Below are 12,973 nucleotides of genomic sequence, written 5' to 3'. Positions count from 1 at the left end.
TATCAGTTGCTTACGTTGTAAAATTCGAGTCCGGCCTTCGCACCATTGTATGAAAATTAAGTCACCTTAGGGTGGCTTTTTTTATGTCCATAATCGTCCAGTAACGTCCATATCACACTGTAAAATAACGATTTTAATTCCACACTCCTCTCTGCGATTTTGTCTATTTTATCCACACTGGCCTTTTTTCGTCCATTGATACCCAAATGATTTGGGGGTCAAGATGAGGGGTCAAGATAAGGGTCAATTCACTTTGATTATGAGTTGCCCCCAAATTATGGCGCTGACCGACGTTGTTGCCCGTACCGCCAAGCCGCGCGAGAAAGCCTACAAACTCGCGGACGCGCATGGTCTGTATCTTTTGGTGAGTCCCAACGGCTCTAAGCGCTGGTATCCCCGGCGTGAAGCACTCGCAACGGTTATTCCACAAAAACTGTCATTACCAGGGATGGCCCACTAGGGCTGCATACTATGCGCGATCGTAACGCCACATTCGAACCGCGACTGGTGAAGAAAAACTTGACTGTATTGTGATAAAAGTCCGGCAGGACGGGCCGCGCCATCAACAAATCCGTATTCCTGACCCTGGGTGTCGTCTGCGCTTTCTCCTGCCACTTTCGCGGATGCCGCCGTTACGGCTCAAATCAGCCATCGGCTATTACTCCCCATTACAGGGAGTAAATATTACAGGGAGTAAATATTTCTTACTTCATTACGCCGCCAGCGCACTAAACCGGGCGGTATAGAATGGCGTCAATTTCAATGTCGAACCCCATTAGGTTCGATTGCGTCAGCGTACGCGCCGGCGGGGGGGCGCCGACATATTGCGCGTAGATGCCGTCGAATTCTTTGGCGTCGGCGGGGTTGCGGAGGAACACCCCGACCCTGACGGCGTTCTTCAGCGAGAGGCCGGCGGCGTTGGCCGCGGCCTCTAGGTTATCCAGCGCCATGCGTGCCTGGAAGGCGAAGGGCTTATCGCCATGGCGCACATTGGCGCGGTCGCGCGGCGTCTGTCCGGCTAGAAAGACGAGTTCTCCTGCCTGTAACGCGACGCTATAAGTGCCTGCGGGCAACGGCGCGCGGTCGCTGCTGAATGCCTTGATGCTCATTTCATCTCTCCTGATGCTCAGGCGCGGTAACGCGTGATAAGTTCGGCCAGCCGCTCGACGGCCTGCACGGCGGCGGCATGGTTCTGTGAAAAGTTCAGACGAATGCTGTCGGTGCGGTGCGGGCTGAATTCAGTCCCCGGGGTGACGGTGACCGCGGCCTGGGCGCGCAGATGGCGTACAAAGTCATGCAGCGACACGGCCAACGGCGGCAGCTGTGGGAAAAGGTAACTGCCGGCTTCCGGAGTACGCACTGTCACGCCCGGCACGGCGCGGAAGACGTCCAGCAGGTCGTCGCGGATGGCCTGGTGCAACCGGATGCGTTGCTCCATCCACCCTTCCGGCTCGGCGAACCAGGTGTTGAGTACGGCCTGCGAATAGCCCGGCGCGCGCAGCGAGACGATGGCCTGCAACTTTTCCATGCGCTCGATCAGGTGCGCCGCGCCAAAGGCCACGCCGAGACGGTAACCAGAGAGCGATTCGGTTTTCGAGGGCCCCATGATGGTCACCACGTTGTCCGCATTGATATCAGTGGCGCGCAGATGCGTGTAGTTCACGCCCGAGTACAGCAGGCGCGAATAGAGCTGATCGACGATCACCGTGGCGCCGTAGCGGTTAGCCAGCCCGGCGATCCGGGCGATTTCAGCGGCGGAGTAAATCACGCCGGTGGGGTTGTTGGGGTTGGAGAACAGGAAGGTCTTCGCGCCGGCTTTAAAAGCATTTTCCAGCTCATCAAGGCGAATACCTGCGCCATCCTCGGTGGTGAGGTAATCCATCTCCACCGGCACGATCTCGGCGCTGAGGAACTCCACCAACTTGCGGTTGGCGAAATAGTCTGGACGCATAATCGCCACTTTGTCGCCGGCCATCGCGCAGGAGGCTATCGCCAAAAACAGCGCCCCCTGCGTGCCCGGCGTGAGGATCAGCTCGCGTGCGCCGTCCAGCGATTTGCCGGTGAAAGCCGCCAGCCGCTCGGCCAGCACGGCCCGCAGCTCGCCGCCGCCGCGATACTCCGTATAAGCCTGACTGCCGCCGCGCGCCTCCCCGGCCACAAAGGCTTCGATGGCGCCCGGCGTGGGGGCGAAGGCGGTGGGATTGACATCGCCATGAGAAAAATCCACCGCCGTGCCCGCCAGCCTGTCGCCGATGCCATCGGCATCGCCGGCGGCCTGCCGCACCTCTTGTCCCGGTGCATGATCGGTTCCCAGTTTGGCGAATTTCTCTGCTATCGGATTCATAATACGTTTTCCTTCAGATGTTGTCTGGCTTCCCGCAAAGCGTCAGAGGGGAGGCAGGGATCCGGAAGGACAAAGTCGGCGGAAGCCAGCCAACCTTCCAGATAGTGAATGTCGGGGGCTCCGGCGCAGAAAGCCGGGTCCACCAGAAGTTGACGGTGCAGCGGGATATTGGTCGCAATCCCCTCCGCCCGCGTTTCGGCGAGCGCTACGCGCATGCGCGCTAGCGCTTCCTCGCGATCCTGACCATAGGCGATAAGCTTGCCGATCATGGCGTCGTAATGCGCGGGCACGGTGTAGCCCGAAAACACGTGCGAATCGACGCGAATGCCCGGACCGCCCGGCGCCACCCAGCACGTCAGGGTACCCGGCGAGGGCATGAAACTTACCGGGTGTTCGGCGTTGATACGGCATTCGATGGCATGCCCGCAACAGCGGATATCCGACTGCCGCCATGGCAGCGGCTCGCCGGCGGCCACACGAATCTGCGCCTGTACGATGTCGACACCGGCGGTCAGCTCAGTGACCGGATGCTCCACCTGCACGCGCGTGTTCATTTCAATAAAGTGGAAGGTTCCCTCCTCATACAGAAACTCGAAGGTGCCTGCGCCGCGATAGCCCAGCAAGCGGCAAGCCTGCGCGCAACGCTCGCCGATGGCCGCGATGACCGCCGGCTCAATGCCCGGCGGCGGCGACTCCTCGATGACCTTCTGATTGCGCCGCTGCATCGAACAATCGCGCGCCCCTAGCCATATCGCGCTGCCGTGATGATCGGCGAGCACCTGGATCTCCACATGGCGGGGATGCGTCAGATAACGTTCCATAAACACCGATGAATTACCGAAGGCCGCGCCCGCCTCGGCGCGCGTCATGTCCACCGCCGCCAGCACCTCGTCCTCGGCATCCACCCGGCGCATACCGCGCCCGCCGCCGCCGCCGGCGGCTTTGATCAACAGCGGAAAACCGATGCGCCGCGCCTCGGCAAGGATCGCGTCGGCGTCACCGGCAATCACCCCCTCGCTGCCCGGTACGCAAGGCACGCCGGCCTGCTGCATCGCCTGCTTGGCAAGCACTTTATCGCCCATGGTGCGAATGGTGGCGGAGGCCGGGCCGATGAAAACCAGCCCGGCCGCCTCCACCTGCGCGGCGAAATCGGCATTCTCGCTGAGGAAGCCGTAACCCGGGTGTATCGCCTGCGCACCGGTGAGACGGGCCGCCTCGATCAGCACATCGCCTTTCAGGTAGCTCTGACGCGCCGCCGCCGGGCCGATGCAGATTGCATCATCGGCCTGACGCACATAGAGCGCGTCACGGTCGGCTTCGGAAAATACCGCGACCGTCTCAATGCCCAGACCATGGCAGGCGCGCTGGATGCGCTGCGCGATCTCGCCGCGGTTGGCAATCAGGATCCTCGTGAACATGCCCTATCCCCTGGTAATGATGAACAGCGGCTGGCCCTGGCTCACCATCTCACCATCGGTGGCGAGCACCTCGGCCACACAGCCCTCACAGTCGGCCACGATCTGATTCATGATCTTCATCGCCTCGATGATGCCCAGCGGCGCACCGGGCGCCACCCGGGTTCCCGTCTCGCACAGCGGCGCGCCGCCGGCGCTGGCGGCGCGGTAGAAAACGCCATCAACCGGCGCGCACACCTGCCGCGCATCCGTCGCCGCAACGCAGGCGACATCATCCGCGACCGCCTGCGCCGTATCCGCCGGTACGGCTATCGGTACGCCGTCCTGCCGCTGGATGCGGATAACAAACTGCGACGTTTCAACCTCAAGCGTTTCGATGCCTTCCTCGGCCACCAGCTGCAATAGCGATTCAACCCGACTGAATTCCACCTGCATTTTCAGTTTTCCTCCGGCAATAGGGTGAACAAGGCCATACCGTAATCCACACGACTCCCCGGCGCGGCCAGCACCTCGCTGATGCGCCCGGCGTGCGGCGCAGGCACCGCCACGCGGCGTTCGCCAAGCTGCACATTCGCCAGCACCTGCCCGGCAGCCACAACGTCGCCCGCGCGCACCGGCGTTGCTACCGCTTCCAGTACGCCGAGCGCGCTGGCGCGCAGCGTGACGCCGGGCGCTACTGCCGCTACCGGTGCGCAAGCCTGAGCCTCGCCCATGCAAATTTTCACCCGTTCCCCCTCGGCGCCGATCTCCACTTGCCCGATGCCGAGGCGGCGCTGCGCGCGCGCCAGTTTGCGGATCGTTGCGATATCGCTCCATCCGTTTGCGGCACGCTCCGGCAGAGCGCCCAGCGCCGCCGCCACCATTTTCCGCAACATCTGACGTGTGCGCTCGGCCGGCTCATCGCGCCATTTCCAGGGCTCGCCCTCATCCATATAGGCGCGCCGCCCCATTTCCAACTGCAGAAAATGCACGCCGTGCGCCGGATCGGCATAGTGGCGCGTGATATAGCCGCCCTTGAAACGCGAGTTGGCCGACCACGTCAGACCGCTGTCACGCGCCACCTCTGCGCTGGCTTCAAGAATCGCCGGCGCGCAGGAGACTCCGTCGTTGTTCCCCAGATTAAGCGTGGTTAACACCCCGTCGAACAGCATGGGCAACTCGCTCTCGATGGAATGCGCCTCCCATACCAGTACCTGCCCATGCTGCGCCACCAGACGGGCGATTTCCTGCTGTAACGCCGTGTGATACGGCTGCCAGTACGTCTCGATGCGCGAGGCGATCTCGGCCTTGTCCGGCTCATCGGCGGCATCCGCATAGATCGGTTCGTCATGAAAGGTGAAGGTCGGGCACAGCGTGGTGGTCTTCCGCCCCGGATACAGGTTGCTGCCGTCGCAGGCGCGGTTCAGGTCGATCACATAGCGCGAGTAATTAGCCTGTAGCACCGAAGCCCCCAACCCGGCGGCCAGTTCATAAAGACGCGGCAGGTGCCAGTCGGTATCGGGTACGCGGCGGGCCTGCGGGCTCATGCGCGCGGCAAGTTCCGGCGGCAGGTATTCCCCGCAGTGCGGGATGGAAATAAGCAGCGGTGCATGCCCTTGTCTAAGGGTAAAGATGGGAGGAGTCATGTTCTTATCCTTGTGTCATAGATTTTAATTGGCTACGACGCTGCGCCCAGATACCGGCATCCACCAGATTGTCCGGCTGGCGCCCATGCAACGCATCGATCACCTGCCGCGCGCACTGGCTCGCCGTAGCGATCAACGCCTCACGCGAAGAACCGGCCACATGCGGCGTGAGCAACACATTGGGCAGTTCGCACAGCGGCGATTCCGGGGGCAGCGGTTCGCATTCGAACACATCCAGCCCTGCACCAAACAGCCGTCCGTTCCCCAGCGCCGCGACCAGCGCCGCCTCGTCAATCAGACCGCCGCGCGAGGTATTGACCACAATGGCGTCCGCTTTCATGCAGGCCAGCGCGGCCGCATCCAGCGTGTGGGCGGTATCGGCGCGCAGCGGACGGTGCAACGACACCACATCGGACTCGCGCAGCAGCGCCTCAAGGCTTGCCATGCGCTGCACGCCGAGCGCAGCGAATTCATCGGCGCCCGCGCGCGGCGACCACGCCAGCACACGCATACCCAGCGCCTGCGCGGCCATCCGCGCGAGTAAGCGCCCGGTGCGCCCCCAGCCGACAATGCCAAGCGTTTTGTCATAGAGCGAGAGCATCTCTGCGTCGTACTTGAAACGCCAATTCCCGGCCCGCGTCGCCGCGTCGGCCGCCGCCGCGCGGCGTGCCGTGGCGAGCATCAGCATCAGCGCGTGTTCAGCCACCGCGCGTACATTGGCGTCCGGCGTGTAGGCCACCGGAATGCCGGCGGCGTGGGCATGAGCGACGTCGATCTTATCGGTGCCGGTGCCATGATTGGCGATCAGTTTGAGGTTCGGCGCCGCGTCGATCAGTTGCGCCGGGAAACGATCGCGGACGATCACCGCGTCGGCCGTGCCGATTACCCCGGCCAGCGCCGCCAAACCCGGCTCCGGCGGGTACACCACATTGATGCCAGCCGCCTTGAGTAGCTCACAGCCGATCGGATGGATCGGCTGGGCAATCACACAGTTGCTCATCACGCCATCTCCTTCGCAGCGACCGCGCCGGCGCCGGCACGCTGCGCCAGCATCCGACCGAGGACGCCGGCGGCGTCGCGGAAATCATTCATATTCAGGGCCTCTTCAGGGTTGTGACTGCCATTCGCATTGCGCACAAACAGCATGGCCGTCGGGATGCCCCGGTTGGCGAAGACCGCGGCATCGTGGCCGGCGCCGCTGGGCATCACCCGATAGGGCGTCTTCAGCGCCGTCGCCGCATCGCTCAGCGTCTCCTGTAGCACAGGATCCATCACCGCCGGTTGACTGCCCGACTGCTCGCCAAGCATAAAGCTCACGCCGTATTCAGCCTCCAGCCCCTTAACCACGGCATGGATCTCGCGGTTCATCTGTTGCAGCGTTTCCGGATGGCGTGAGCGGATGTCGATGCAAAAGCGCACCTGTCCGCAAACCTTGCTGAAGTCAGCCTGCACCGCATCGGTGTTGACCTTACCCAGAGTCAGCGTCAACTCATGGCCCTGCGCTTCCATTTCCGCCCAGCGCTGCTGTAGACGAGCCACCAATCCGGAGAAAGCCACCACCGCATCCTGACGGAACAGACGCGGCGTGGCGCCGGAATGCGCATAACGGCCGATCACCTGCGCCTCGCGGTAGCGTAGACTGCCGCAAATGCCGCTGACCACGCCGAGCGGAACCCCATCGCCCAACAGGACCGGCCCCTGTTCGATATGCAGTTCGGTAAAGCTATCGATCCGCTCCGGCTGTAGATAGCCCTGCCCGACCACCGCCTTTTGCGGCTCGCCGCCCAGGCGCTCTATATGCTCTGCCAGGGTCGCGCCCGTATCCACACGGCGGCTCTGCAACGCGGAGGACTCCAGAATGCCGAAAGCCGCTTTACTGCCCACATAGGACACCGGGAACCAGGCGCTTTCCTCGGCGCGGATACCGACCACGCACACCGCGCGCCGGGGCCGCGCCCCGGCGCGCGCCCATGCCGAGAGGATCGCCATGCCGGCCACCACGCCGGCGGCGCCGTCGAAGTTGCCGCCGCAAGGCACCGAATCCAGATGCGAGCCGGTCATCACCACCGACGCCGCCGGATCCGAGCCCGGGTAGGTAATATAAAGGTTGAGCGCCGCATCGCGCTGAACCGTCAGTCCCAGTCGCCGCGCCTCGGCGGCCATCAATTCGTGCGCCCGCTGCTCGCCGGCGCCATAGGAGTCACGGGTGATGCCGCGCCCGTCGAAGCCGCAGTCCCGCAGCGCGGTAAAAAGTTTTTCAGCCAGTTCCATGTCCGGCGCTAAATTAAGATTGTTCAACACATTCACTCCAAAACGACGGCGGCGGGATCCCAGTGGCGCCCCGGCACCGCGGCGATGAGCTGCTGGGTGTAAGGCGCCTCCGGCGCATGAAAAATCTGCGACGGCAGGCCCTGTTCGACGATGCGCCCACGGTGCATGACCAGCAAACGGTCGCAAATGTGAGCCGCCACGCGCAGATCGTGCGTCACGAAGATCAGCGCCAGATTCATCTTGCGCTGTACATCGCGCAGCAGGCGCAGCACCTGGGCCTGTACCGACACATCGAGCGCAGACACCGATTCATCGGCCACAATGAGCTGCGGTTCCAGCGCCAGGGCGCGGGCGATACCGATGCGCTGCCGCTGTCCGCCGGAAAATTCATTGGGATAACGAGAAAAGGCGGAACCCTCCAGTTCCACCAAATCCAGCAGTTCGCGCGCCCGGGCTTCCGCATCCCGTCGCGACACCCCGTTGGCCATCGGGCCGTCGCAGAGGATCTTGCCCACCGTCTGGCGCGGATTGAGCGAGGCGAAGGGGTCCTGGAAAATCATCTGGATCGAAGAGCGGAGCGGGCGAAACTGCGATTCCGAGAGCCTGGCGATATCCTGACCGTGGAACAGCATCTGCCCGCTATCGATATCGGTAAGCTTTAGCAGGCAGCGGCCGATGGTCGATTTGCCCGAGCCTGATTCCCCGACGATGCCCACCGTCTCGCCGCGCATCACGTTGAACGACACCCCGTCGACGGCGTGCACCACGCGCCCTGGTTTGAACCAACCGCCGCCGCTGCGATAGGTCTTGCGCAGTTCGCGCACTTCCAATACCACCGGGTTCTGTCCCGACGGCATGTCATGCGCTTCGGCGCGGCCGCGCGGCACCGAGCCGATCAGGCGGCGCGTGTAGGGATGCCGCGGGCGATTGAGTATGGCGTCCGCCGGCCCCTGCTCCACCAGCAGGCCCTTTTCCATTACCGCGACATGATCGGCGATCTCCGCCACCACGCCGAAATCGTGCGTCACGAACATCACCGCCATGCCCTTTTCGCGCTGGATACGCGCAATTAATTCGAGGATCTGCGCCTGTGTGGTGACGTCCAGCGCGGTGGTCGGCTCATCGGCGATCAGCAGTTTCGGCTCCAGCGCCAGCGCCATGGCGATCACCACTCGCTGGCGCTGCCCGCCGGAGAGGCGGAAAGGCCAACTGTGGCGGATCTGTTCCGGATCCGGCAGGCCGACGAATTCCAGCAGCTCGAGCACGCGGCGATCCGCTTCGTCCCCCGGATAGGCTTTGTGCACGCGCATCACCTCGGCGATCTGATCGCCTACCGTCATCAACGGGTTGAGCGCCGAAAGCGGCTCCTGAAAAATCATCGCCATATCCTTGCCGCGCATGGCGCGCAGCGTTTCCTCTGATTGACGCAGCAGATCCACGCCGCCCAGCAGGATCTCGCCGCTCTCCGGCGTGAGATAGGATGGCAGCAGGCCCATGATGGCATTCGCGCTCATGGACTTTCCGGAGCCGGATTCGCCGACCACGCAGAGGATCTCCCCGGCATGGATGTCGTAATTGAGACCCTGCACGGCATAGGGGCGATCGCCGCCGCGCGGCAGCGCGATGGAAAGATTACGGATGGAAAGCAATGGCTCTTGGCCGTCGGCGCGCTGCGGCGCCGCAATTCCGTTATCACTCATGATTTAACGCTCCGCTCAGGCGCCGCGCTTACGCAGCTGGGGGTTAAGGGCATCGTTGAGACCTTCGCCGATAAGATTGATCGCCAGCACCGTGAGCATGATAAACAGACCCGGCCACAGGCTCATCCAGGGCGCTTCACGCAACATCGTGCGGGCGGCCCCGATCATGAAGCCCCAGCTCATATAGTTGCGATCGCCCAGTCCCAAAAAGGACAGCGAAGATTCCACCAGGATTGCCGTGGCCGTCATCAGCGAGGCGGTGACGATGATCGGCGAGGCGGCATTGGGCAAAATCTGCGTGAAGATGATACGCGCCGGCACCTGCCCGATGACGACCGAGGCCTGTACGAATTCACGCTGCTTTAGACTCATGAATTCGCTGCGCACCAGGCGCGCCACCGGCGGCCAGGAGACCACCGCGATGGAGGCGACGATGGAAAGCGTGGAAGGCTTGAAGATCGCCACCAGCACCAGCGCCATCGCCAGATGCGGAATGGTCTGAAAGAACTCGGTGAAACGCATCAACACATCGTCGAGCCAACGGCCGTAGTAGCCGGCGATGGCGCCGATGAAGATCCCCACCACCACCGCCACGGCGGTGGAAACGATGCCGATAAGCAGCGATACGCGCGCGCCATAGGCCAACCCGGCGGCCAGGTCGCGGCCGAGCATATCGGTGCCCAGCGGGTAATCCGCATTGGTGAAGGGCGGGATCAACGGATCGGCCACCATCATCCAGGGCGAATCGGTATAGAAGAACGAGGCGAAGAGCGCCATAAGGATCACCAGCAGCAGGATCACCAGTCCGACGGCGGCCCCACGGTTGGACAGGAAATGGATAAAGAATGTTTTCATGAGATCAACCTTACTGAATCCGAGGATCGATAAAGCGATAAATAAGATCGGTGATGAGATTGAAGACCACCACCATGGTTGAGGTCATCAAGAACACCCCGAGCAGGAGTTGATAATCGCGCTGGATCAACGAATCGAACATCAGTCGGCCGATGCCGGGCCAGCCGAATACCGTCTCGGTGAGCACCGCGCCGCCGGCCATCTGGCCGAGCTGGATGCCGGCGAAAGTCACCACCGGCAGCAGCGCATTGCGCAACGCGTGGCGACGGATAATCTCCCCCACCGGCACGCCCTTGGCGCGCGCCGTTTTGATGAAATCCTGGCCGAGCACCTCAAGCATCGAGGCCCGCACCAGCCGGGCGTACACCGACATAAAGAAACAACCCAGCGAAAGCGTCGGCAGGATCAAATGCTGAGCCACATCCTTGACGCGCGCCCAGCCATGCAGACCGCTGGCCACGGTTTCCATGCCGAAAGCGGGCAACCAGCCGAGTTGCAATGAAAAGAAGATGATGGCCAACAGCGCCAGCCAGAATTGCGGGGTGGCGTACACCACCAGCGCCAGCGTCATGATCACGCTGTCTAACCATTGATGTTTGCCGCGGTATCGCGACCGCGAGGCGACCACGCCGGCGAGCACGCCGAGGATCACCGAAAACAGGAAAGCGCAGACCATCAGCAGAAGCGTGGCCGGCAGCCGATCGAGGATCAGATCCAGCACCGGCAGCCCTTCCCGGTAGGAAAAGCCCAGATCGAAATGGGCCACTCCCTTAAGATAAGTGCCGAGCTGAACGTACAGCGGCTGATCCAGCCCGAACTGATGGCGCAACTGTTCGACATAGGCCGGATCGGAGGATCCGGACTCGCCGGCCAGCACGGCGGCGGGGTCCCCTGGTGCCAATCGGATCAACATGAAATTGATGATCACCACGCCAAGCACAACCAGGATCGCCTTTCCCAGACGAGCAACCAGGAAGGACAATGTATTCATATAATCAGATCCCCAAAGCAGTGACTCATGGCCCCGCGACGCCATACGCGTTACGCGCCGCGGGGAGTAATACAGGAACTATGCAATATCAGAACGATGCATGCCGCTTCGGCTTATTTGTCCATCCAGACATCGGCAAAGGTGTCGTTCACGCCGGTGGCGCTGGTGATCATGTTATGCACCTTTTGGCTGTACAGCGTGGGGATCACCAGTTCGAACAGATAGCCGTTGGCCACGTCCTCAACCAGTTGCTTCTGAATAGTGGAGTAAAGTCTCTGGCGCTGCTCGTCCGAGGTGGAGGCGGCCGCCTCATCCCACATTTTGTCGAGCGCCGGATTGCGGTAGCCCTGGTTGTTGACGAAGGCCGATCCCTTGACGATGTTGCGCGTCAGGTACAGGCGCGCCACGCCGAGCGCCGGGTCGCCGTACTGCGAGGTGTAGCTGAAGGTCAGGTCGAAGTCGAAGTTCGAAACGCGCTTGGCCCAGGTGCCGGCATCGGCCGACTCGATCTCGACTTGAAAACCAAGCTGCTGGAGACATTGGCGGGTGTATTCAGTAAGGCGATCCCATGCGGCGCCATACGGATAGGCGAGGATCTTGATCGGCGTTTTGGCGACATCGACGCCGGATTCTTTGATCAGCTCACGCGCCTTCTTGATATCGAATGGGTACTGGCGCACGTTCGGATCGTAGAATGGCGTAGCCGAGGAAATAGGGCCGGTAGCGACCTTGCCCAAACCGAAGAAGATATTCTTGACCACGAAATTACGGTTGGTCGCCATCATCACGGCCTGACGAACCTTGATGTTGTCAAAGGGTTTGCGATCGAAGTTCATCTGGATGTAGGCCTGCTTGGCGAACATCTCCCAGCCCTGGGTGGAGTACTGTACGCCAGGCAGCTTGCTCAGACGGGCGACATCGACGCCGTCGATATCGTTGGCGCTAACCATCTGCACGTCGCCGCGTTCAAAGGCCAGCGCTCGCGAAGCGGCATCCGGGATGACGTTGAAGACCACGCGGTCCAGATAAGGCTTGCCCTTCTGCCAGTAGTTGGGGTTGCGCTCAAGGATCACGTAGGAGCCTTTTTTCCATTCCTTAAACATGAAAGGGCCGGTGCCGATCGGATGCTGGTTGGCGGGATTACTCTTATAATCCGTGCCGTCATAGATGTGCTTGGGCACCATCGGCATATTGTCGCTGACAAAGGATTTCAGGAACGGGGCTAATGGCTCCTTGAGACGGATCTCCACCTTGGTCGGCGAGAGCGCCTTCACTGAATCGACGAATTGCTCGATAATCACACGCGCCCTCGGGTGTTCGGAACGCAGGAATTTATCGATGGAAAACACCACGTCATCCGCCGTGAAGGGCTCGCCATCGTGCCACTTGACGTCGCTTTGCAGCTCGAAAGTGTACACTTTGCCATCTTCCGAGATGGTCCAGGACTTAGCCAGACTCGGTATCGGCTTAAGATCCGGCGTCCAGCGCAGGAGGCTTTCATAAATTTTGCCGGCCACAAGCTGCGTCGGCGATTGCTGGTTGAGTCCCAACATCAGCGTGGGCGGCTCCGGCGTCACGACGGTGCGCAGCACCCCGCCGCGCACCGGTTCGCCAGCCTCACTCATGGCGCTCAGGCCGACACAGAGCGCCAGCGCGCCGGCCAATCCTTTCAGAAGGCCGACTTTGCGGCCTGGAAGATGAATGCTAGACATAATTGGGCTTTCTCATTAAAGGTTAAAGGAAGGAAAAAACATCATCAGCATCCGCACGGC

The 12,973-nt window shown here is 61.9% G+C and carries 11 protein-coding genes and 2 pseudogenes; 2 read left to right on the top strand and 11 right to left on the bottom strand.

Annotated features, from left to right (window positions below):
* Nucleotides 1–277 precede the first annotated feature (277 nt).
* Nucleotides 278–394: pseudogene (locus VSX58_RS08115) on the top strand (Arm DNA-binding domain-containing protein); the annotation flags it as partial.
* 11 nt (nt 395–405) lie between these two features.
* Nucleotides 406–525, top strand: a pseudogene (locus tag VSX58_RS08110) (transposase); the annotation flags it as partial.
* Between the two features lie 203 nt (nt 526–728).
* On the opposite strand, the gene VSX58_RS08105 reads toward VSX58_RS08110, so the two are convergent.
* The 11 genes from VSX58_RS08105 to VSX58_RS08055 form a co-directional block, all read right to left on the bottom strand.
* A complete protein-coding gene (locus VSX58_RS08105) occupies nt 729–1,109 on the bottom strand; it encodes a RidA family protein (protein WP_327617644.1) in 381 nt (126 codons plus the stop codon).
* Between the two features lie 17 nt (nt 1,110–1,126).
* Nucleotides 1,127–2,344: a pyridoxal phosphate-dependent aminotransferase gene (locus tag VSX58_RS08100; RefSeq protein ID WP_327617643.1), complete on the bottom strand. Its 1,218-nt coding sequence runs from the start codon at nt 2,342–2,344 to the stop codon at nt 1,127–1,129.
* The gene (accC, locus tag VSX58_RS08095) at nt 2,341–3,762 is read right to left on the bottom strand and encodes an acetyl-CoA carboxylase biotin carboxylase subunit (protein ID WP_433913808.1); all 1,422 of its coding nucleotides are present in this window, start codon (nt 3,760–3,762) and stop codon (nt 2,341–2,343) included. Before accC ends, VSX58_RS08100 begins: the two co-directional genes overlap by 4 nt.
* A 3-nt stretch (nt 3,763–3,765) precedes the next feature.
* Nucleotides 3,766–4,194 carry an acetyl-CoA carboxylase biotin carboxyl carrier protein gene (locus VSX58_RS08090; protein WP_327617642.1) on the bottom strand — a complete coding sequence of 143 codons (429 nt, stop codon included), beginning with the start codon at nt 4,192–4,194 and terminating at the stop codon, nt 3,766–3,768.
* Between the two features lie 2 nt (nt 4,195–4,196).
* A complete protein-coding gene (hutG, locus tag VSX58_RS08085; RefSeq protein ID WP_327617641.1) occupies nt 4,197–5,384 on the bottom strand; it encodes an N-formylglutamate deformylase in 1,188 nt (395 codons plus the stop codon).
* A gap of 4 nt (nt 5,385–5,388) precedes the next feature.
* Nucleotides 5,389–6,384, bottom strand: coding sequence for a hydroxyacid dehydrogenase (locus VSX58_RS08080; RefSeq protein WP_327617900.1), 996 nt, complete (start codon nt 6,382–6,384; stop codon nt 5,389–5,391).
* Nucleotides 6,384–7,685 (bottom strand): Zn-dependent hydrolase, encoded by a 1,302-nt coding sequence (locus tag VSX58_RS08075; RefSeq protein ID WP_327617640.1) that lies wholly within the window; start codon nt 7,683–7,685, stop codon nt 6,384–6,386. Before VSX58_RS08075 ends, VSX58_RS08080 begins: the two co-directional genes overlap by 1 nt.
* A gap of 2 nt (nt 7,686–7,687) precedes the next feature.
* Nucleotides 7,688–9,355 carry an ABC transporter ATP-binding protein gene (locus tag VSX58_RS08070; RefSeq protein ID WP_327617639.1) on the bottom strand — a complete coding sequence of 556 codons (1,668 nt, stop codon included), beginning with the start codon at nt 9,353–9,355 and terminating at the stop codon, nt 7,688–7,690.
* A 15-nt stretch (nt 9,356–9,370) separates the two neighbouring features.
* Nucleotides 9,371–10,210: an ABC transporter permease gene (locus tag VSX58_RS08065; RefSeq protein WP_327617638.1), complete on the bottom strand. Its 840-nt coding sequence runs from the start codon at nt 10,208–10,210 to the stop codon at nt 9,371–9,373.
* A 10-nt stretch (nt 10,211–10,220) separates the two neighbouring features.
* Complete coding sequence (locus VSX58_RS08060; protein WP_327617637.1) at nt 10,221–11,201, bottom strand: ABC transporter permease; 981 nt, start codon at nt 11,199–11,201, stop codon at nt 10,221–10,223.
* Nucleotides 11,202–11,314: 113 nt separating this feature from the next.
* Nucleotides 11,315–12,913 (bottom strand): ABC transporter substrate-binding protein, encoded by a 1,599-nt coding sequence (locus VSX58_RS08055; RefSeq protein ID WP_327617636.1) that lies wholly within the window; start codon nt 12,911–12,913, stop codon nt 11,315–11,317.
* Nucleotides 12,914–12,973: the final 60 nt, after the last annotated feature.

The organism is Brenneria populi, assembly GCF_036016195.1.
Taxonomy (GTDB): domain Bacteria; phylum Pseudomonadota; class Gammaproteobacteria; order Enterobacterales; family Enterobacteriaceae; genus Brenneria; species Brenneria populi.
The sequence above is the reverse complement of the archived record's forward strand: the minus strand, read 5'-3'. Positions and strand labels throughout refer to the sequence as shown.

Excerpts from the sequence above, each read along its gene's own strand:
- hutG (WP_327617641.1), bottom strand. The coding sequence starts at position 5,384 with ATGACTCCTCCCATCTTTACCCTTAGACAAGGGCATGCACCGCTGCTT.
- VSX58_RS08065 (WP_327617638.1), bottom strand. The coding sequence starts at position 10,210 with ATGAAAACATTCTTTATCCATTTCCTGTCCAACCGTGGGGCCGCCGTC.
- VSX58_RS08100 (WP_327617643.1), bottom strand. The coding sequence starts at position 2,344 with ATGAATCCGATAGCAGAGAAATTCGCCAAACTGGGAACCGATCATGCA.
- VSX58_RS08105 (WP_327617644.1), bottom strand. The coding sequence starts at position 1,109 with ATGAGCATCAAGGCATTCAGCAGCGACCGCGCGCCGTTGCCCGCAGGC.
- VSX58_RS08070 (WP_327617639.1), bottom strand. The coding sequence starts at position 9,355 with ATGAGTGATAACGGAATTGCGGCGCCGCAGCGCGCCGACGGCCAAGAG.
- VSX58_RS08060 (WP_327617637.1), bottom strand. The coding sequence starts at position 11,201 with ATGAATACATTGTCCTTCCTGGTTGCTCGTCTGGGAAAGGCGATCCTG.
- accC (WP_433913808.1), bottom strand. The coding sequence starts at position 3,762 with ATGTTCACGAGGATCCTGATTGCCAACCGCGGCGAGATCGCGCAGCGC.
- VSX58_RS08055 (WP_327617636.1), bottom strand. The coding sequence starts at position 12,913 with ATGTCTAGCATTCATCTTCCAGGCCGCAAAGTCGGCCTTCTGAAAGGA.
- VSX58_RS08090 (WP_327617642.1), bottom strand. The coding sequence starts at position 4,194 with ATGCAGGTGGAATTCAGTCGGGTTGAATCGCTATTGCAGCTGGTGGCC.
- VSX58_RS08080 (WP_327617900.1), bottom strand. The coding sequence starts at position 6,384 with ATGAGCAACTGTGTGATTGCCCAGCCGATCCATCCGATCGGCTGTGAG.